Genomic DNA, 20,698 nt, shown 5'->3' on the forward strand with positions numbered 1-20,698 from the left:
CGGGCGGGGTTGCATCGTCACGCGATCGCAATACAGTCCGCGTGTCGACCGCAACCCCTCGCTGCCAGCGTTGAGGTGGTTCGTCGAAAGGAACTGCGAGAGGAGCCGAGCAGTGAGGCGGTCTGTTGACACGACGCACAGCGACCGCGCGATCGTCGAGCTCACAGACGACGCGCACGTCGAGGACCTGGCAGACCTTCGGTGGAACCTACGCCATCTCCTGATGAGCGGAGTCCGCGACATCGTCGTCGACGTCGCTGGCTTGCGACAGCTGTCGTCGACCTGCGTCGCAGCTCTGCTGAGCACTCACAGGATCTGCAGGATCCGCGGTGGTGGAGTGGTCCTCAGGACACCCAACAGGCGGACGTTGGACCTACTTCGACGCACAGGGCTGCACCACGTCTTCGAGATCGAGCTGCCCTCGCCCGCCGACGGGCGAACCGAGATGAGGGATGCCGGATGACGCTGGCGAAGGTCGAGCGGAGCCATCCGGCACGCGAAGCCAGGGCGACAGCACACGCGGCTTGCGATGTCATCGACCGGTTCGGCTGGTCGGTGTGCGTGACGTCAGGGGGCGATGGACTCGGTCTCCTGGTGCGATCTCGCGACCGGGTTCGGCTGCTGATCGGCGAACCGGCGATCCGGTGCCCACACCCGAGCATCGACAGACAACTCCAGACGGTTGCCGCGAAGCTCCTGTCGGTCCGATGCCCGGCTGCCGATTCTGTGGACGTCCTGTGCAGATTCATGAATCGACAGCTGGGCAACGACCTTCTGCCCGGTCCAAGCTTGACTGTCATCGACTTGCACAAGTCCGGCCAGGTCCAACTCGCCTGCCGCGTCTCCCCGCCCGTTCTCGTCCTCAGCGCCTTCGATCGGCCCGGCTCCCCGCGCTGCGCCGGTAGCGATGGTGACTCGGACATGGACCACTTCCAGTCGCTGCCCGGTGACTACCTGGTCGCCTTCTCACCCCGCGCGGTCCGCAGCCTTTCAAGCGAGAGGTTGGCGACCCTCCCGAACCGAGTGGCCGACTCGCGAGGGCCCTGTGCGTTGAGCGACGAGCTCCTTGATTCCGTCGGAGACCGCCACGAAACTGCGCCACCAATGGCCCTTGTACGGCGCACCTGTGCCATGAAGTGAGGACGCCAACTCGCCTCGCTCCACCAGAGGGGGACACCCATGCCCGCTTGCGAGGCCTGCGGCAACGACTACAATAAGGCGTTCTTCGTCACCACCCACGACAACGTCATCTCACCTTCGACAGCGTGGAAGGCGTCGCCCACCTGATCGCACCCCATGCGGCCAATGCGGCTACCGCATCCTCAGACACGACGTCGCAATCGCTGGTAGCGCAATCTGCTGCTATGCCTTCCTCGCCGGTGGAGGATGAGGTATCGACACGGCCCTCAGCATGCCTTTCTCACTGCCCTGCGCCAACCGTCGTAGGAGCGACCCGCAGCTGAGGCGATAGGTACAGAGCAATGGCTGTTATCCAGCATGTGACAGCTCGGACTGCCTCCGTGCGCAAGGCGCCCAACCTACTGCGCGCCAGTAGCGAACTTAAGTGTCGACCTACGCTTCCGGGGGACGGGCGACATCCGTTGCGTCGGTACGGTTTCTCCGGTGGTCGACGCGATCTGTTGGCGCACACTGCTCGCCGACGGGGTCGACGTCGTACGGAAGGCCGCCTCCAACCGTAATTGTGCTGCAGGGCACTCCTCAGGTGGAGCATGCGTCTACTCGGGCCGGTTGGTCGTCGCGTGTCCGACCTCGTACGGGCTGCTGACACCGGCGTAGGCGAGATGCATCACCATCCCGTGGGCGGCATGGTCGAGATTGTGGCAGTGGTCCATCCAGACCCCTGGATTGTCGGCCCGGAACGCGACCTCGTAGACCTCGCCGGGCTCGACCTCGAGCGTGTCGCTCCACCACGGGCTGCCTGTCGTGGGTATGCCGTTGCGCGTCAATACGAGGACGTGGTGGCCGTGCAGGTGCATCGGATGATCGAGGTGGCCGCGGTTGATGATCGTGGTCTTGACGAGGTCGCCCTCGCGGACCATCAGCATCGGTGTGTCGGGGAACACCTTGCCGTTGATGGTCGGCGGGAACGTGAAGTGCCCGTCGTAGAAGCCGGGCCCGTCGTCGAGGATGAGTCGGAACGAGCGGTCGAACTTGCTCTGCGCGTCGAACGGTGTCGCAGCCGACGCACCGTACGCGGCGGGGTCGAACACCGGGCCGTCGAGACGCACTGGCCGGGCGTTCCCGGTCCCCGACGGGCTGAGCACCAACCCGGCGGTCGGCGCGAGCTCGTCAGTCAATCGGACTGGATGGTCGGGCATGGTGAGCTCTACGTCGTACCGTCCGCCGACCGCCATCGCCAGCCGCACGGTTGCCAGTTCGGTCGGGCCGTGGAGGTTGGTCCCGTCGATCGCGGTGACGCGCACTCGGGCGCCCGAGACCGAGAGGATCCTCGGCTGGACGTCGGACGTGAGGTTGTCGCTGGTGTTGATCAGTCGAAGCCGGACGTGCGTGCCGGCCGTGACCGTGCGGCGCTGCGGGGTGTCGGAGGTCCCGAGCGCCTCTACGTTGCCCTGCGAGGTTTGCCAGGTGTGTGCTACCACCGGGATGTCTAGGACGTTGGTGGAGGGCGCGGTGCGAGGCAGCACCACGAGCGGGCCGAACAGCCCGCGCGCCACGGCGGGCGCCGATGCCTGATGCGAGTGGTACCAGAACGTGCCGACCTGATCGGCGCGGAACCGGTAGACGAAGCGATGCCCCGGCTGGATCGCATCCTGGGTTACTCCGGCGACGCCGTCCTCGGCGTTCGGTACGTCCAGGCCGTGCCAGTGCACGGTCACGCCTTCTGACCGCAGGTGGTTGACGACGGTGACCTCGACCAGATCGCCCTGGTGCATGCGCAGCTCTGGACCGGGTGCCTGCCCGTTGAACGTCCACGCCTCGACGGCACGCCCGGACGAGAGCCGGAGGCGTTGCTCCTGCGCGACAAGGGTGAACCGTACATCGGGCGTCCCGGCGGTATGACCGGTCAGCGTGGGAACGGCGACGTCGCCGTGGCTCGCGGCGAGCACGTGGTGGGTAGGGTGATGAGCGGCGCCAACCGGGCCGCCGCCCCAATCCATCGTCGCCGACGCCATGCCGAGACGGTCCGGCAATCGGCTCGTAAGCGTGCCGTATCCGATGAGGCCGACCACGGCGATGGCCACCGCACCGATCCCGACGGCCGCCCTCGCACTACGCCGCCACAGCGCCGTCCTGCCGAGCGGTGCGGCCGTGTTCAAACCGCGCTGGCGGCCAGCTTGCCGACGCCACAACAGTACCGCCCCACCCCCGAGCGCGATCCAGATCAGCGTGGCGTAGCTCAGGTACGGCGGAGCCGGACGGTCGATGAACACCACCCAGAAATCGACGAACGCGCCGAGTCCGGCTAGTTGCACGGGAACGACAAGATGCGGGCTTGCCGCCTCGCGGTGAAGCGGCGTCGACCTCCCCCGCGCGAGGTGCCACAGGCGAGGGATCGTCAACGCGCCAACGGCGATTGCGGGAATCTCGACGGCGGGTAGCGCGAGTACGACCCGGTTCGAGGCGAAGTTCCAGTCGATCGTCCACAAGTCGAGGGCGAATACGAGCTGGACGATCAGGAAGAGGAACCCCGCACTCAAGTGAACGAGGATCCATCGCGCGGTGCGACGAAGCTTGCGCGGCGTTGGACGGGAGGCAAGTTGTCCGGTCCGATATCCAGCCAGTGACCAAACGACGAACAGAACGGCGCCGAGGACCTCAGACAGGTTTGCGCTGATCTCGAACATGCTGAGATGGTCTCGATCAGCAGCGGCACAGGCATCCGGCTGACGGAGGCATTTGCGCCCAGGTGCTACGGCGCCTCTGTACTCCCTGGAGAGTACGGCGGTGCGACGAGCCCGCTCTGATAGCCGAACACGACGAGCTGTGCGCGGTCGCGCGCACCGACCTTGGCCATGGCTCGCGACACGTGCGTCTTGGCCGTCAACGGGCTCACTACCAGGTGACGGGCGATGTCGTCGTTCGTCAGCCCGGACGCGACGAGCCGCACGACCTCACGTTCCCGCTGCGTGAGAAGGCCGAGCTCGGGCGGTTCGCGTCGTGGCGCGGGAGTTGGCGCGGCCGAAGCGGTGAACTTCGCGATGACCGACTGGGTAACTCGTGGTGAGAGCAGGGCCTCGCCACCGGCGACGATGCGGACCGCCTGAAGCAGCTCGTCCGGCTCGGCGTCTTTGACAAGGAAGCCGCTGGCGCCAGCACGAAGGGCGGCGAAGACGTCGTCCTCCTCGGTGAACGTGGTCAGTACCAACACGCGAACACCGTTCAGCGCGGCGTCGTCAGTGATGCGTCGGGTCGCGGTGACCCCGTCGACGTCCGGCATCCGCAAGTCCATCAAGACCACGTCCGGCCGCAGCTCGCGGGCCAATGCCACAGCGATCCCGCCGTTGGACGCCTCTCCCACCACGCGGATGTCGGGCGCGGTGTCGAGCAAGCCTCGGAACCCGGCCCGCACCAACGCCTGGTCATCGACGAGCAGAACCCGGATCACGCCGAATCTCCAATGCCGATGGGGATTCGAGCCCGCACGCGGAACCCTCCGTCGCCGATGGGGCCGGCTTCGAAATGGCCACCGAGCGCATGAGCGCGTTCTCCCATGCCCTCAAGGCCATGCCCGTCGCCGGGTGGCTGCGTCGGCCCGATGCCGTCGTCGCTGACTTCGACCTCGAGAGCGCCCTTTCCCAGCTCCAGCCGTACCCTTGCCCGGGCCTGCGTTCCGGCGTGGCGGAGCACGTTGGTCAATGACTCCCGCACGATCCGGTACGCGGCATGGTCAACGAGCGCGGGCAACGACGCGCCCGTTCCGCCGGCCGGTGAACGGTCGAGGTTGCCTTCCACGACGACATCCAGCCCGGCGGCCCGGACCGCCGTCAGCAGGTCAGGGAGTCGTTCCAGCCCCGCGTCGCGTTCGGCGGTGACGGACGGCTCCCCGTTGGCACGCAGTACTCGCAGCGTGGCGCGCATCTCCGCGAGCGCGTCCTTGCCCGTCTGTCGGATCGCGGTCAACGCTTCACGCGCCTTCGCCGGTTGGTCGTTCATTGTATAGAGCGCAGTCCCGGACTGAACGGTCATCGTCGAGATCGCGTGCGCCACGGTGTCGTGCAGCTCACGAGCGATCCGCAGCCGTTCGTCCACGACGCGGCGCTCCGCGTCGCGGTCACGCGCCGCCTCGACGGCGCGCAGCCTCTGCTGTGCCTCCGCCGCGTAGGCGTGCCGGCTCAGCACGAGAGCACCCAGCAGGAGCGCGACGGCGACCAGGCCGAGCTGCGGCAAGAACACGTCGACGACATCGAGCAGCGCCGTACCCTTCCGCCAGGCGACCACCATCCCCACGCCGAGTAACAGGACCGGCACGGGTACTGCACGCCACAGCCGGCCGGCGTGTGCCGCGTCGTACAGCGGCACGGCGAGCACGACCGCCGGCGGGAACCCCGGATATCCGATCACGTAGTAGGCCAGCAACGCGACAGCGACCACGTACAGCTCCGCGAGCGGTCTGCGTCGCCGAAGCACCAGTACGGGCACCGCCATCGAAACACCGAGCAGGTACGCTCCCGCGTTCTGCGGGATCGACCCGACCTCGCTGCCGGCGGCGATCGAGATCTCGGCGACGGTCAGGACGACGAGGGCCAACACGACGTCCACCAGCCACTCCCGACCGGTCCGCCTCAGCATCGCCACGGACCCAAGATAGGCGCTTCGGCGACCAGGCATGCGCTCAACTGGATGCACTTCGCGTTGACCGGCCCGCCAACTCACGGGCGAGGAAGTCCACGACCTGCTCGGTGAGTTGTTCCTGCGATGGCTGCTCGCCGGGAACGGCCAGGCCGTGGTCCGCACCATCCACGACCACCAGCGCGGTATGGACGCCGGCCGATCGCAGCCGGTCGGCGAAGTCGGTGGACTGCCGTACCGGGAAGTCGGTGTCGTCCCGGCCGTGCAGGATGAGGAACGGCGGTGCGTCGGGGCGCACGTAGCTGATCGGACTGATCGCGTGGCGGATTCCGGGCGAGCCGCCGAGGCTGACGCGGGCTGTGAACCGGGCGAACGGACCTGCGTCGCCGACCCGGGTCAGGTCTGCCGGTCCGAACATGTCCACGACCGCCTGGACGGCACTGGACTGATCGGCGTACTGGCCGTGGTCGAAGCCCGCTCCGGGCCCGGCCAGGCCCACGAGCGACGAGATCGTCCCGCCCGCGCTGCTGCCCCACACGCCAATGTGGTGCGGGTCGATGCCTAGGCCAGCGGCATGCGCACGCAGGAACCGGACCGCGCACTTGGCGTCCTCTACTGGGACCATCGGTGGCACGCCCGGAGCCAGGCGATAGTCGATCGACGCGACCACGAAACCGAGCGCGTTCAACCACTTTTGGAGCGGGACGAACAATGCGCCCTCATGCCCACCCAGTCGCGCGCCGAGACCGTCCAGCCGACGATTACCCAGAACGAACCCGCCACCGTGCGCGTACATGACCACAGGGGCAGGTCCGCTCCGGCGCTGCGCCACGGCAGGCAGGTAGAGATCCATCGGTAGCGGAATGCCGTCCGGCCGGCAGTACTCCACCGTGCTGCGCTGGCCCGCCGGGAGCGCATGCGGTGCGACGGTCGCGGCAGGGATGGCGGCGCCTGCGAACGCGTTGCTTCCGAGCACCACGCCCAGCGTCGTGACTGCCACCACCAGCACCAGGACCGGGGCCGCGACGACCATCGCGACGACCCGCCGCCACCGTGGCCGGCTTATCCGGCCTGGACGCGCCGCCACGCCGAGCAGGCCGAGGAGCGCCAGCGCCTCCAGGCCGAAGCACAGATGCCCGGTGATGCCGACTGTAGCGTTGAGTGGCGTCCATGGGTTCGGATCCGGCAGGACCGGCCATGCTTGCGTCAGCAGCCAGACACCGGCGAAGCCGGCGGTGGGGACCGCCGCGAGCAGCATCCTCGCGCGGGTGGGGCGGATTCCGGCCGCGACGTAGGCGGCGAGCCCCGCAGCCAGCAAGAGCGTCAGCGCCAAGGTGTACGGCCACGTCAGCTGCCACATCGCTGGCAGCCCCACCAGGATGACAATGACACCGCCGATACCGGCACATCCTGCAACAGCGAACAGCGGACCTCGCCGCCGACGAATTGCCCCGCCCTCAGACCTGTCTTCAGTGATCATGCGCACCATCGTCGGCTCGCCGCGACCGCGGCACGTCAGCCCAGAACAGACACCGGTCCGGCGCGGCTACCACTCGCGGATACTTCAACCGCGGTATCCCACACGATCGAAGTCAGATCCTGATCATGGCTGCCCAAGCTTCGGAACCGCACCAGGAGCTCCAGCAGGCAGCGCAGGGGCCAAGGTGGCGCCTCGCCCGTTCCCAACGCCCAGCGGACACCGACCTGCGGCCGGCCCTCGCCGACGAACTCGGCATTGAGCCCGGCGAGCTCTCCGCCCGCTGGAACACCAGATCCTCAACGGCGACAGCCTCCGATCAGCCGCGGAGCTGCGTACATCGACCAACCGATGTCGTGGTTCCACGGGAGTTGCCTGGCGTCCAACTCTCACTGGTCGGACGCGCCAAGGTCCTCGACGAGATCTGCGACGAACTCGACGACCAGAACCGTCGTCCTGATGGCCTCGTGCATTCCGCTCTCTGTTGGTGGGTCCCGGCGGCATCGGCAAGCCGCGCCTCCGGTTCGCCCGGTGTCCTTGGAGGCCAGATCCCCTCCGACGATGGCGCACGGACTGCCAGGTTTCGAAGTCGGGTGTACGAGCGGCGGCTGCTGATCGTTCTCGACGACGCTGCGGACGAGGCGCAGGTCCGCCCCGCTCCTTCCCAGCGGAGCGGAGTGCAGGTCTATCGGCACATCGCGCCGGAGTCTGGCCGCGTTGACGGGCAGGTCCCGCTGGACGGCCGCCCCTCACTCGATCGCCGACGCGTCGGGCTGCTCGCGGAGATCGCCGGTTCGGAAAGGATCGGCCGCGTCGTCGTCGCCGCGGAGTCGATCGCCGAGCTGTCCATTTGCCGCTCGCGCTCTGCGTCGCCGGTGCTCGCCTGGCGGCGGACCCGACGTGGGGCCTCGGGCAGCTGGAGGAGTTACTGATCGACGAACGAGGTCGCTTGGAGAACTCGCGGTTAGCGATGTCGATGTGCGAGCTGGGATCGAACTCAGCTATCAATCGCTCAATGACCGGCGACGGCTGCTGTTCCGCCGGCTGGGTTGAGCAGTCGGAGACGACTGGCCGTTGTGGGTCGCAGAGGAGTTGCTCGGCGAGGATTCGGGCACCGTCGAGGTGTGAACTCTGCTAGCTGACCTCACGGACATGCATTTGGTCGAAACCGCTAGGGCACGACCTTGTGGGGCAGGTCCGTTCCGACTCCATGAGCTCGTCGCAGACTTCGTCTACGAACGTGCCTGGGAAGAAGATCCGAGACGGACCGTAGTCAAGCTATCGCGCGGGTTCTCGACGGTTGGCAGGGCTGCCGACGGTCTTGGAGAACTGCGTCCAGTGACCCTCGGAGACGAGGCCCACGGTGCCATCGGTTATTACGATGGCGGTCTCGCAGCGCCCTCGCCCGCAACGAGCGGGGAGCCAGAGGCTGACCTGCACCTGGAATGAGGCAGGGCCTATTATCGCCCGCTTTATCCTTTTTATCGGCTATATCATAGACACGCCGTGGTTGAGGTCGAACCCATCCGTTTAGGCTCCGGCTCCGAACCACACTCAAATGACCAGATTCCGAAGGACTCGGAAAGGTGTGATGCGGATGCCACGCTTGACACGTACGGCGGCAGTCGCGGCCGGAACCGGCTTGATCGCGGCGATGGCCGCGGTGTTGTTCGCCGCGAGCCCGGCCTATGCGGACCAGACAGTCCGGTTCACGTTGGACGAGCTGAACGACAGTGGTTCCAGCGGAGACGCGACGATCACCGCACGAGAAGACGGCAGCCTGCACGTCAAGATCGAGGGCTCGGGCTTCACCCCGAACTCGCCGCACGCTCAGCACATTCACGGCATGGCGCACAGCGACGACTTCTTCTGCCCGCCTCCGTCGGCGGACAAGAACGGTGACGGACAGGTCGCCACCGAAGAGGGCGTTCCCCAGTACGGCGGGGTGTTCGTGTCGTTGACGACGAAGGGCGACACGAGTCCGAAGAGCGGGCTCGCGATCGACCGGTTCCCGGTCGCCGACGCGAACGGAGACCTCGAGTACGACCGCACCATCCCCGCCAGCCAGCTGCCAGCTGGCCTGGTGGACAGCCTGTCGCACCTGCACGTGGTGCAGCACGGCCTGGATGCCAACGGTAACGACAAGTACGACCTCGAGGCGCTCGGCGAGTCTGTCTTCGCCAAGTCCCTCGGCGTGAGCGGCATCCCGGAGGAAGCCACCAACCCGGCGACCTGCGGAGAGGTCTCCCCTGTGGGCGGTGTCGAAACCGGCGCCAGCAGCACCCACGGGATCGAGCGGCTCGACCTGCTCGCCGCCGGTGGCGTTCTGATGCTGGGTGCGGGTGGCGTGCTGATCGCGCGCCGACGGTCCGCCGCGGCTCACCGAGTCGAGTCCTGAACCAGGACGACTCGTTGACCTCGGAACAGCTGCCTCGCAGCCGACGAGCGCGGATCCTCGCGCTCGTCGGCGCCACCCTCGCGCTTCTGGGCGTGGCCGCCGTCGTGTTCGCGCTGGTCGGCCAGCAACCCGATCCGCCCGCGGTGAACGAGACCCAAACGCTGCCCACGCCGCCGAAGCAGTCGGCCGCGCCGTCGCCCTCCGCTTCCTCCGCACCGCCGCAGGCGTCCCGCTCGCCTTCGCCCGCGGCGCGTCCGACGCCTGAGCTCGAGCTCGCCAGGTCCGAGCCGAGGCGCGTACGCATCCCCCGACTCGACGTCTCCTCGACATTGGAACACCTCGAGCTCGACAACGACGGCGTGATGGAAACGCCCAAGGACCCGGCCAAGGCGGGCTGGTTCACCCCGTCGCCCACTCCCGGCGTCGTGGGGTCGGCGATCCTCGCGGGCCACATCACCTGGGACCGACGTCCGGCCGTGTTCTTCCAGCTGTCCACCCTGCACAAGGGTGACCGCATCGAGGTGGACCGAGCAGACCGTACGACCGCGGTGTTCAAGGTCGAACGGGTGGCCACGTTCCCGAAGAACGACTTCCCCAGCAAAGACGTCTACGCCGGAGCCGGCCACGCGGGCCTCCGCCTGATCACCTGCGGCGGCGACTACGACTCCGCACGACGGTCCTACAAGGACAACACCATCGTCTGGGCGCGACTGGTCTCAAGCACACCTACACAGACCTAGCTCGAGCAGCGCACTTCCTAGGGCAGGGCAGGCGTAACTGGCTAGGTCTCTCGCGCTCAGGTGAAGGCGATCTGCGCGATTATCGGTAGTGTGAGGTTCTCCGACCGAACGCGCGATCCGCGATCCCGCAGCCGTGAAGATCAGCAGCGGCAGCGCCGCACCGATGGCGAACGAGACCGTGAGAACGACCGTACGCCACCCGATCTGCCCGGTCGCGCCGGCGACGGTGATCGCCGCAAGGACGGGACTGGCGCACGGGACGAACAGGGTCCCGAGACCCAACCCGAGAACGAAGGCGCCGTTGGCGTTCCGGGTGACCTTCGGCAGCCGGTAGAACGGCTTCTCGATCAGGTGAGCCAGCGCCGGGACGATCAGGCCGAGCCCGACCAGAACGAGCACGGTCAGGCCAGCCCAACGAAGGAGGTTGTCCGGCAGACCGAGGAACGACAAGATCACCGAACCCTGCAAGGTGAAACACTGAAGCTGACCACGATCCCGGCGATGATCCGCAAAAGGGCGTAGGTCGCGCGTGGGTTTCCGTTCCGCCTCCCTGTCGACTGCACTGTCGACGACCTCGTCGACCAGCACCCCTCCACCAGGTCGCGGCTGTGCCGCCCGCTGCCGCTTTGTCGGGTTCCTTGTCGGGTGGGTTGTCGGTCTTGCCGGCAGTGCCGGCGAAGAAGATGATCGGAAGCATCGGCAGGACACACGGGGAAACGCCCGTGATCAGGCCGCTTACCAATCCGATCAAGGCCAGCGTGATCATCGAGAACAACTCCACCCATAGCAGGGTTAGTCTGGTCGAATCTCATCTCCTCTTTTGAAGCCGCAGTCGTCTCGGATGGGTGAGCGCCCGCACACATGGCTCAAGTGGTTCCAGTGCGGATGGTCGTTCAGCGCCAGCTAGCGTGCGCGTCACGGCGGATCCGTGATCGTGTCGAGCTGGGAGCACTCCGACCGCGCCCCAGCTCCGAATACTCGGCGTGGACGACTCCCAGCGCAGGAGGGATGATGCGCCCGACCTGGGTGCGCGGTTGCAGGACCTCGTCGTCGATGTAGCAATGGGTGACGCCGTCGCGTTCGAACGGCTCTACGCCATCGTAGTCACGCCGGTGACCGAAACCATCCGAGCTCTGGTGCCCGACCCTGACCAGATCGACGACATCGCCCAGGAAGTCGCACTACGCATCTGGCGTGAAGCTGACCGCTACGACCCCAGCCGCGGAAGCGTCCTGTCCTGGGTTCGGGTGATCGCGCACCACCGCAGCGTCGACCACATCCGCGCCAGGCAGCTCCGTTCCACGAGAGAGGCATCCGCATCCGGGCGCGAGCCCCGATCCGCACCCGACCCCCTCGAGCAGGTACAGACCAACCTCGAGCACGCCGCCGTACGGACCGCTGTCGCGAACCTCTCGCCCACGCACCAGAAGGCCATCGTCGCGGCCTACTACCATGGACACACGTACCGTCAAGTAGCCGTCATCCTGGACATCCCCGAAGGTACGGCCAAAGCACGCCTGCGCGACAGCCTGGCCCGCATCCGCCTCTACCTCAAGGCGCATCACGGTCTCTGAACCTGTCCGGCATGCTCAGAGGAACGTCGGAACGCCTTGACAAGCGAACCGGTCCCGCCCTGTCGACCACGGCTTGGCCAGCGCACAGCCGTTCCTACCTGTCGACGTCACTACCTGACGCCGTTCGAGCAGGCCTCGAGATGTCCACCTGTTGCGGATCCCAGTAGTCATAGAGGGCGGCGTACGACGTGGACGAGCGAAGGAGTTCCTGGTGTCGACCGATGGCAGTCCGAGGTCCGTCGAGGAGTAGGACGCGAGCGGCTCGCAGAGCGGAGCTCATGCGATGCGCGATGATGATCAAGCTGCCTCCCCTCGCTGCGAACGCCTGCTCGACGTGCGCTTCGGTCGCCGGATCGAGATGACAGGTCGCCTCGTCGAGGATGATCAGAGGCGACGGGCTTGCGTACGCGCGGGCCAGGGCGACGAGCTGCCGCTCGCCGGTGCTGAGGTTCGTCGTGTGTGGTGCTACGAGGGAGTCCCATCCGCCCGTTCGATCGAGTAAGGGATGAAGATGCAGATCGTCTGCTACCTCAGTCAGATGGGCTTGGGACAGATCGGGATTCAGGTAGAGGACATTCTCTCGGAGCGTGCCGGAGAACAGGTATGCCTCTTGAGGAATGAGCGTGATCGTCCGTCGCAGGAGCTGGGGATCCCACCTGGCCAGGTCCAGCCCGCCGAGGCGGATCGTGCCTTGTGTGGGTGGAAGCAGGCCGGCGAGGAGATCGGCGAGGGTGGACTTGCCGGCGCCGCTGGGTCCCACCACGGCTAGATGGTCTTGTTCGTTGATCTGGAGTTCGAGCTGGTCGATGACCGCGGCTGCGCGCGGTCCGTAGCTGAAGCCGAGCCTTCGAACAGTGAGGTTCCGTCCACGTGGACGTAGCGGATGGGGCGCCGAATGATCCAGCTGCGGACGGCGAGAAGGATCAGGAACGTTCAATGCAGTCGCGAGGCGCGAGACGACCACCGCGAGCTGCAGACCCCAGTTGCCGCCGATCTGGATCAGCGCTCGCAAAGCCGGCTGCACCGTGACGGTCAGATAGGCCGCAGCCGCCAAGAGCTCGCCGGCGCCGACGCGGCCCGCTCCCAGAAGCCACGGTGCGGCAGCGAGTATTGCCAGCAGCGGGAGATGAACGCCGAGCGCGATAAGAACGATGCGGTTGGAGGACATCGAGGCGAGCCTTCGACTGGCCGTCAGCTGAGTGTCGATGACGTCGCCAGCTTCGGCGACCGCGCGGTCCACGGCCTGGCAGGCACGAACGTCCCGGACCCCGTGCAGGAGCCTGGTGACATGGCCTGCGACGCCCTCCTCCGCCACCACAACCGCACGTTGCCGACCGGCCAGCCTTGGCAGCAGCAGGCCGAAGAGCACGAGCGACAACACAACAGGCGGCAGGACAACGACGAGAAGCATCGGGTCAAGTACCGCGACACCGCCCAGGGCCGCCAGGACCGAGAACGCGAACTGGCGAGCTGTGCGCAGCAGGCCGGAGGTCAACTTCCGTACGGCCTCGATCTGACCGGTCAGGCGAGTCACCGCCGCAGGATCCCCGCCAGCGGATCGATGTCCCGGGGCTTGCAGAGTCGCGGTGACAAGTCGGAGGACAAGGTCATCGCGCAGCGGTTCGATGATGGCTGCGAGTCGCGGCAAGACCATCGCCGACGCGCCGGTGGCGAGAAGCATCACCACGAGGAGTGCCGCCAACCACCCCAGGCCCAGCACCGGTCGCCCGGCGAGGAACCCTTGCTCGAGAGCCAGGGCGAGCAGTTTGCCGGTCGCGAGCGTAGGCAGGGCTTCAACGGCAGACCACAAGGCGAGGTCACGAAGGACCTTGGGGTGTGCACGCAACCCTGCAAGGACGAGACCAAATCCGGTGATCCTTTCACGCCCCATCAGCGCGTCCGGTCTTCCGCGAGATCGTCGGCGGCCGGGGAGAACAGCGTGCGGTAAGACGGATCGCGCCACAGCCGAGCGTGGGTGTCGACCCTGAGGAGGCGTCCGCCGACGAACCAGGCGACTCGGTCGGCGCGAGCGGCCGTCGCGGCTCGGTGGGCCACGACGAGCTTCGTTCTGCCCGACAGGGCATCTGACAGCGCCTCGACCACATTGGCTTCGGTGGCGGTGTCGAGGCTCGAGGTCGCGTCGTCGAGAACCAGCACCCGCGCGCCCTGGGCGACAGCTCGCGCAAGGCCAAGGCGCTGCTGTTCGCCGCCGGACAGCGGCGCGTCCACGACGGGTGTGTGATAGCCCAAGGGAAGGCGGCGGATGAACTCGTCTGCGTGTGCCGCTGTCGCGGCGAGAAGGACATCCATGCCACGATCCATGTTCTGTGTACGTGGCGACTCGAGCACGGCGGGGACAGCTGGGCGCGCGTAGGCGATGGCGTCGGCAACCGTCTGACCGAGGAGGACGGGGCGCTCGAACCCGTACGCGACCGCCTGACGCAGTTGGGTCGTCGTGAGCTCGGCGATATCGTGCCCGTCGATCAACACCCGACCCGCGTCAGGCTCGACCATGCGCCCGAGCAGGCCGGTAAGAGCGGACTTCCCGGAGCCGCTGGGGCCGACGATGGCCACTGTGCTCCCGGCGGCTACCCGCAGCGAGACTTGGTCGAGAACGGTAACTCCTGCCCGCCGGACGCTCACGTCGTCGAACCGGATCTCTCCGACGCCCGAGGGCAGCAGTTCCTCGCCCTCCGCGGGCCGTATCGGACGGACGAAGTCGACTACCCGTGCCGCGCCGGCGCGGATCCCCGCTAAGTCGACGACGATGTCGATCTTGTCGACGGTTCCGAGAGCTAGAGCGGCATACCCAACAGCCGCGATGAGTTGACCCGGCGAGATCCGCCCAACCGCCAGCGCCCAGCCGGCGGCGCCGATGACGGCGACGTGGAGAGCGGGCGTCAACAGGCCGAACGACACGGCAAGCCCGCGCTGGAGTTCCCACGAGCGGAGACCTGCCGCACGCAGCTCAGGAAGCGGGGAGAGAATTCTCGCGACCTCTTGGTCGACGGTGCCGCTCGCGCGGATCGTCCGCAGCCCGGCGAGGGCGTCGACCAGACGATCCGCGATTCTGCCCTGCGCCTCCTGATACGCCGTCGAGGCGTCGGTGGATCGTCTGGTGAAAGGGCGTAGGACGGCATAGCCGATTGGTGCCCCGACGAGCAGGACCAGCGGGAGGAGTGGGTCGATAGTGCCGAGTAGGGCCAACGCGGCGATCGCCGTCAGCACAGTCCGGACCGCCGACGAGACTAAAGGGATGATGCGACCGCATGCACTTCCGCCGGCGATGATCCGTGACGCGACCTCACCTGCGCCAAGCTCGGGAGCTCCCGACCGGGCGTCGAGCGCGGACACGACCATGCGCCGCCGCACCCATGCGCTGGCGCCTGTCGCGCCTGTCGTGTTCGCGCGTTGCGCCAGCACGTCAGCGATGACGGCCAGGGTCACCATCCCAGTCGCCAATCCAGCGGCCACAGGAAGGCTCGTTGGGTCACTCAGCGCCGCATCAAGGGCTCGGCCGACAGCTGTGGGAAGACCGAGAGTGCCAGCTGACGCGACAACACCTGCCGTCACGGCGGCGACGGTCCAACCGCGTTGGCTTCGCAGCACGGTACTAAGAAGCCGATCCGACCCTTTCTGGCCTCGCGGGTCGGGTCGAGAGCGCCTCTGCCCAACCATTTGCGCGAACTCTCTGCTCGGAGCCGACAGGATCCCTACTCTTTGAGTAGGGCAGTGGAGGCAGCCGGGCCAGCTAGCCGAACGCCTCCACCGCTACCGGGGTCGACCTTGATCGCTCGGCGCTCCAACGCCGAACTGCGCGGTCAGGTCGACCCCCACCTCGAAAGACGAGGCTGGTAGCTCAACGGCCTACCAGCAGTCGTCGCCGCCGTTGTCGACGGTGAATCCGCAGGTGACGACACAGGTGATCAGCTCGCAGCCGCCACCGTCGCCATCGCCCAGCAGTCCGAGGTCGGCCGTGCTGGCCTCGGGAAGCAGCTCGAGAGCCGCAACGCTACGCATAGTCATTGTTGTCCCTCCTCCCTGATGTGTTGATGCGGTCGCTGTGGCGGTTGCCACGGCGAAACCTTGGAGACATCACCTGCAGCTCGTCTCTCGGCTCGGCGGCAAGAAACGTAGATACGAGCGCGGCTGTCGACGGTCGCTCCAGGGGGTGATGTCCGGCACCGGGGACTTCACGGTAGTCAGGAGCCCTTCCGCCGGCGCGTAGCCGATCCACCAGCTGCCGCGAGTGGGTCACGGGGACGATGGGGTCCTCGGCACCGTGCACGATCAACAGCCGCGCTCGGATCAGGTCGGCTACCGCCAGGACGTCCCGCGGCCCGGACTCATCGACGAAGACAGACGCCCCGCCGAACCGGTCGACGATCGCGCGTGCTTGGCGGCCGCCGTCGGAACGCAGCCGAGAACCCGACAGGAACGGCGCGACCACGGCGCCGCGGTCCCAGAGCGCCGGTTTGGCAGCCAGAGCGAGCAGGCCAAGGAACGCGCCGTAGCTGGCACCGAACAAAGCCACGGGCCGGCCACGCCGGCCAACGATCGCAGCGGCGACGGTAAGCACGTCGACAAGGTCTGTCCCACCCCAGGCTCCGTGAATCTCCGCAGACTCTCTGACTGGATAACCGCGGCTGCCCCTGGGATTGACGCCAACGACTGCGACTCCGCTGTCGACCAAGTCGGGGAACGGCCCTCTTCCGGTCAGCCGCCAGGCAGCATCCGGTCCGCCGTGAAGGGCGATCACCACATCTCGAGCGTTACGCCAGTTCCCGTAGCAGACTGCCTCGACGACCCCGCCGCTTGGACGATCGAAGTGTTCCGCTGTCGGCGCGCCATCGGGTGTGGACGACACGGATGCGGTCCGCGGTCCCGGCAGCAGCCTCATGGAGGCGGCCGCGAAATCGTTCGCCGGGTCGTTCGGCATCAGCTCAGCGATAGAGGCGGAGGCACCCGGCGACCCGAACGGGAACCGAATCGCGGTGCTCGACCAGTGCGCGACCCCGCCCACCACCCCATCCGGAAGGGAGAGCTCGGTCCGGGTTACACCCTCGGTATCGATGATCGCTAGGCCGGCTCGGGCGCCGTTCTCGACGCGGAGAAGGAGTCCCTGGCCGGCCGGATCGACTGCGAGTGGCATCTGTGCTCTCTCGCTCCGCAGCTCAGGCAGCCAGCGGGATTCCCCACTCCGGTCGAGAGGCAGCAGACCCCACCGATTGTCTCTGTCTTCCACCACGACGTAGCCGCCCGTCGCCGAGACCAGCCGCAGGCGCAGATCCGATCGGTCGGGCCACAGTGGCTCGTGAGTCCCAGTAACCAGGTCGATGGCGTGGATGGTGAGACCCTCTGCGGTAAGTAGTTCCACAGCGAGGCGTTTCCCACCCTCGTCTGACCAACCGGTGCGCCCCACCAACCCGGGCAGGGTGATCCGAGGGCGCGCCAGCTCCGCAGCGCTCGGGACCGTTATGAGATCGGTCTGGCGCCTTCCGTCCGTGGACAGCACGAGTGCGGAAGCGGTGGGCGAACCGATCAGCCGCACACCGGCAGCGCGGAGACGAAGCACCTCGAGAGGCGGCAGCGGAGGCTCCATCAGCAGGATCGCGTGATCGTCGCCGTCGAGCAGGCGCACGAGAACCTTGCCGTCGCGAAGCGGGAGGACCTGGGCGTCCGGCCGGGTGATCTGCGGTGTGCCCGCCAGTTCTTCGACAACGAGAGGCTGAGCACCGCTCGTTCCGAAACGCCACCGAACCACTCTCCGTGCCCGGGTCGCCGGATCGACCTGGAGGCAGCACGCGACCTGGCCATCTCCGGAGAATGCGAAACCGGTCCTCGTCAGGACCATGACGCCACCCGGGTCATGAGCGCATCGTCGAGGAGGAACGAACGCGTCCCTCCCATGTGCAGCCGGATCAGGAAGTTCACGACGCCCGCGAGACCGACTCCGGCATCGAAGGTGACGTCCCTGCCGGTCTCGTCCGGTACGAGGTACCGCCCGTCCCGCAGAGCAGCGCGGACCGCCATCGGCGGGACGAACGTGGCAGCGACGTCTCGATAGTTGGAGTCGCCGGTGAATTCCGCGGCGTCCAGGAGGAGCTCGCCGTGTCCGGCCAGCCCATGACATGCCGACGGTAAAGACGCCCAACGAGTCCTTTGTACCGCGAAAGTCGCGCCGACGGCGCCGGCCACGGCTTGTTCGTCACCGGTAACCGCGGCGAGGCGAAACAGGAACGTTCCCACGCCCGCCGCACCGCTGCACCAATGCGGCAGCAGGCCGGCCTCGCGAGGCCCGACGGGCCACCACGCCGATCCGTCGTTCTCGCGAATTGCGACGTTAGCCATGGTGAGGCCCGCCTGCGAGGCCCACATCAGGTAGTCCGGCCGATTCAGGGCGCCTGCAGCCGTGAGAAGGAACGTTCCTATGCCCGCGACGCCGTGGGCGAAGCCGTAGTGCACGGTCCCGGCGAGCCGGGAACCTGCTCCCGCGGAGATCGGCCACATAACCCCGCGCGGGGTCTCCTCGGCAGCGTCGACCACAGCGTCGGCGTACTGCGCCGCTCGGGCAAGCAGAGAGCTGTCACCCGTCAACCGGGCGAGGTACAAGTGGGCCAGCCCGGCGCCGGCAAGACCATGAGTGACGTCTGGGTTGCCCCACGCCGTTGGCAGCGAATGGGCGATCGAAACGGCTCGGTCGATCCATGCCTGTTCGCCAAAGAGAACTCCAGCGTGAGCAAGCGTCCATGCCGTTCCAGCCCGACCGAAATACAGCCCTGGGAGAGGTGGCCGTTCCGGCAGGCGGCGGGGATCCAAATTGGCCAACCAGGCGGCGGCTTCCCTTGCTACGTCCACCAGGTTCGCTGGCCCGATTCGTTGCTCGTAAGCACGAAGAAGGACGTCGAGAACGCCGGCGGCGCCGTGCTGGACGTTGCCCGGGTCGGTCTGGTCGCCGAACGCTCCGGTTGGCCAGGCCCGACCGCCATCCGGTGCGAAGCTATCCACCAGCTGGGCCAAGCCGTCGTCGAGCAGGCGTCGACTCGACGGCAGCACCGCGGGATCGCTGTTCCCGTGCTCGAGGGTCGAGAGCTCTCCGATCCGGCTCGTCTGCGGGCGGTCCTGGGCACGTTCCGCGAGAAGAGCGACCACCAGTGCGGAGTCCAAGTGCGTTTGTTGGTCTCTGGGCGATTCCGCGAACTGGGTGCTCATCCAAGCTTCGAGGCGTTGCTGTGTCGTGCGCGTTCTCGGTCTGTCCGCGGCCAGAAGAGGATCCGACCCGGTCGAGATGAGGAACAGCAGAGCGCCGAGGCTGAACAAGTCCTCGGTCGGGTCCGCGCGCACCAACGGCCCACCGCCCCGAACCTCGGGAGCCTGATACGCCACTGTCCCGCTCGCACGCACCAAGTCGCCGATCGGAGCGGCATGCTCCAGGTCGACCAAGTGCAGCTTGCCGTCATCGGCGACTATCACATTCGTCGGGCTCAGATCGCGGATCACGTACCCGGCGTCGTGGACGGCTTCGACGAGCCGGCACAGCTGCCCACTCATCGCCTCCAATGCGGGCTCCGCCTCACCACCGGGGTCGCCCGACGAACTGGTGCCGCCACCGATCCGATGCCTCCATGATCGAAGCGGAACGCCGGAGACCCGTTCCTCGATGAGGAACACGTCTCCCTCGGCTTCGAAGAGGTCCAAGACCCGAGGTATCGGGACGACATCGGCCAGCAGCCGAAGCGTGGCCGCTTCCTGGCGAAGTCGATCGCGTGCATCTCGGCCGTTCAGATCCGTCTCGGCAAAGGCTCGCGCCTGTTTGACCACTACAGACTGGCCCGTGACCAGATCTGTGCCAAGAAACACCCCACCGCGAGCGGAATGCCTAACTGCGTTCCGCATCTCGTACCGCTCGTTGAGAACGACAGCGACCCCCCGGCCGGCACCAGACTCGTGCGGTTCGATCGAAGGGAACGGGTCCGTTGTCCACGAGGGGGGCGTGAACGAGGCCTCCCTGCGATCTTCGACAACTGCCCCGTCCGGTCCAACGAGGACGTACCTGAACACGCCGTCGTCATCGAGTCCTCCGTCGCCGGAGAAGCCTCCGTAGCGATAGTGCACCAGGCTTCCGGGTCGAACGGGTCGGTCGGACAGCACCCGCGGCCCTCCCAGCCCAGCCGTGGCATCGTCGAGCTCGATCGCCAACGAGCGGAAATAGACCTCGTCCTCCGGGTAGACGGTAATGATCTTGCCGAACTCAGCCCGCCCGCAGTCCCGGCCTGTCAGCCATGCCACACCGGACCTAGTCGCCGCGAACTTGAACACCACCGCATGTCGCGCCAGAACCGGAACGACCCTGGCAAGGAGGTCGTCCACGTTCGCCGGCGAGGCCGAGATATGAAGCTTCCATCCCTGTGCCGGCAGCTGAGGCGCGCTCCCTTGCCTTGCGGAACACCACATACTGCTGCGCCGGAGTCGCCAATGTGAACCCGAACGCCCCGCTAGGAGGCGCTCAACGGCGGGTACGAGGTCATCCTTAGCTGATCTGTCAGAGGTATCCGGGGCGTCCTTGAGGCGCGACTGCTGGTCTTGCGTCACGTCCCACCGCACCAGCTTCACTCCCTGAATCGACTCGAACCTCGCCGAAGCCTGTCCCCGCATCTACCTGAGCATCACGGGCGATGGCTTACATACAGCTAGTTCGGATGCCACGACAGCTTGGACGGGTACCAATCGGACTTTT

15 protein-coding genes are annotated in these 20,698 nt (G+C 67.0%); 5 read left to right on the forward strand and 10 right to left on the reverse strand.

Annotated features, from left to right (window positions below):
* The first annotated feature begins 70 nt into the window (after window positions 1-70).
* A complete protein-coding gene (locus JOD67_RS34070) occupies window positions 71-463 on the forward strand; it encodes an STAS domain-containing protein (RefSeq protein WP_239554175.1) in 393 nt (130 codons plus the stop codon).
* Between the two features lie 1,273 nt (window positions 464-1,736).
* Here the strand turns inward: JOD67_RS34070 and JOD67_RS34075 are convergent.
* From JOD67_RS34075 to JOD67_RS34090, 4 genes are all read right to left on the reverse strand, one after another.
* Window positions 1,737-3,680 (reverse strand): multicopper oxidase family protein, encoded by a 1,944-nt coding sequence (locus JOD67_RS34075; RefSeq protein ID WP_205121789.1) that lies wholly within the window; start codon window positions 3,678-3,680, stop codon window positions 1,737-1,739.
* A gap of 212 nt (window positions 3,681-3,892) precedes the next feature.
* Complete coding sequence (locus tag JOD67_RS34080; protein ID WP_205121790.1) at window positions 3,893-4,588, reverse strand: response regulator; 696 nt, start codon at window positions 4,586-4,588, stop codon at window positions 3,893-3,895.
* Complete coding sequence (locus JOD67_RS34085) at window positions 4,585-5,772, reverse strand: sensor histidine kinase (RefSeq protein WP_239556186.1); 1,188 nt, start codon at window positions 5,770-5,772, stop codon at window positions 4,585-4,587. Before JOD67_RS34085 ends, JOD67_RS34080 begins: the two co-directional genes overlap by 4 nt.
* Before the next feature lie 43 nt (window positions 5,773-5,815).
* Entirely contained in the window at window positions 5,816-7,261 is a 1,446-nt protein-coding gene (locus JOD67_RS34090) for an alpha/beta hydrolase (protein WP_205121792.1), read from the reverse strand.
* Window positions 7,262-7,842: 581 nt separating this feature from the next.
* Here JOD67_RS34090 and JOD67_RS34095 point away from each other — a divergent pair.
* The 3 genes from JOD67_RS34095 to JOD67_RS34105 all read left to right on the forward strand — a co-directional run bounded on the left by JOD67_RS34095 (window position 7,843) and on the right by JOD67_RS34105 (window position 10,387).
* Window positions 7,843-8,181 carry a hypothetical protein gene (locus JOD67_RS34095; RefSeq protein WP_205121793.1) on the forward strand — a complete coding sequence of 113 codons (339 nt, stop codon included), beginning with the start codon at window positions 7,843-7,845 and terminating at the stop codon, window positions 8,179-8,181.
* A gap of 665 nt (window positions 8,182-8,846) precedes the next feature.
* Window positions 8,847-9,647, forward strand: coding sequence for a GVDTG sorting domain-containing protein (locus tag JOD67_RS34100; protein WP_205121342.1), 801 nt, complete (start codon window positions 8,847-8,849; stop codon window positions 9,645-9,647).
* 14 nt (window positions 9,648-9,661) lie between these two features.
* A complete protein-coding gene (locus JOD67_RS34105) occupies window positions 9,662-10,387 on the forward strand; it encodes a class F sortase (protein WP_205121794.1) in 726 nt (241 codons plus the stop codon).
* Here the strand turns inward: JOD67_RS34105 and JOD67_RS40710 are convergent.
* Window positions 10,364-10,843: a cytochrome c biogenesis CcdA family protein gene (locus JOD67_RS40710; RefSeq protein WP_307782651.1), complete on the reverse strand. Its 480-nt coding sequence runs from the start codon at window positions 10,841-10,843 to the stop codon at window positions 10,364-10,366. The two genes, JOD67_RS34105 and JOD67_RS40710, sit on opposite strands and share 24 nt — an antisense overlap.
* Before the next feature lie 527 nt (window positions 10,844-11,370).
* On the opposite strand from JOD67_RS40710, the gene JOD67_RS34115 reads away from it, so the two are divergent.
* Window positions 11,371-11,961 (forward strand): sigma-70 family RNA polymerase sigma factor, encoded by a 591-nt coding sequence (locus JOD67_RS34115; RefSeq protein ID WP_205121795.1) that lies wholly within the window; start codon window positions 11,371-11,373, stop codon window positions 11,959-11,961.
* A 94-nt stretch (window positions 11,962-12,055) separates the two neighbouring features.
* Here the strand turns inward: JOD67_RS34115 and JOD67_RS42555 are convergent, their stop codons facing one another.
* The 5 genes from JOD67_RS42555 to lanL all read right to left on the reverse strand — a co-directional run bounded on the left by JOD67_RS42555 (window position 12,056) and on the right by lanL (window position 20,565).
* A complete protein-coding gene (locus tag JOD67_RS42555) occupies window positions 12,056-13,852 on the reverse strand; it encodes an ATP-binding cassette domain-containing protein (protein ID WP_372442351.1) in 1,797 nt (598 codons plus the stop codon).
* Window positions 13,852-15,435 carry an ABC transporter ATP-binding protein gene (locus JOD67_RS34130; protein WP_205121798.1) on the reverse strand — a complete coding sequence of 528 codons (1,584 nt, stop codon included), beginning with the start codon at window positions 15,433-15,435 and terminating at the stop codon, window positions 13,852-13,854. The genes JOD67_RS42555 and JOD67_RS34130 overlap by 1 nt, the downstream gene beginning before the upstream one ends.
* 393 nt (window positions 15,436-15,828) lie before the next feature.
* The gene (locus JOD67_RS34135) at window positions 15,829-15,987 is read right to left on the reverse strand and encodes a hypothetical protein (protein WP_205121799.1); all 159 of its coding nucleotides are present in this window, start codon (window positions 15,985-15,987) and stop codon (window positions 15,829-15,831) included.
* Entirely contained in the window at window positions 15,974-17,815 is a 1,842-nt protein-coding gene (locus JOD67_RS34140) for a S9 family peptidase (RefSeq protein ID WP_205121800.1), read from the reverse strand. The genes JOD67_RS34135 and JOD67_RS34140 overlap by 14 nt, the downstream gene beginning before the upstream one ends.
* A complete protein-coding gene (lanL, locus tag JOD67_RS34145; RefSeq protein WP_205121801.1) occupies window positions 17,806-20,565 on the reverse strand; it encodes a class IV lanthionine synthetase LanL in 2,760 nt (919 codons plus the stop codon). Before lanL ends, JOD67_RS34140 begins: the two co-directional genes overlap by 10 nt.
* Window positions 20,566-20,698: the final 133 nt, after the last annotated feature.

It is taken from the genome of Tenggerimyces flavus (assembly GCF_016907715.1).
In the GTDB taxonomy this organism is placed as follows: Bacteria; Actinomycetota; Actinomycetes; order Propionibacteriales; family Actinopolymorphaceae; genus Tenggerimyces; species Tenggerimyces flavus.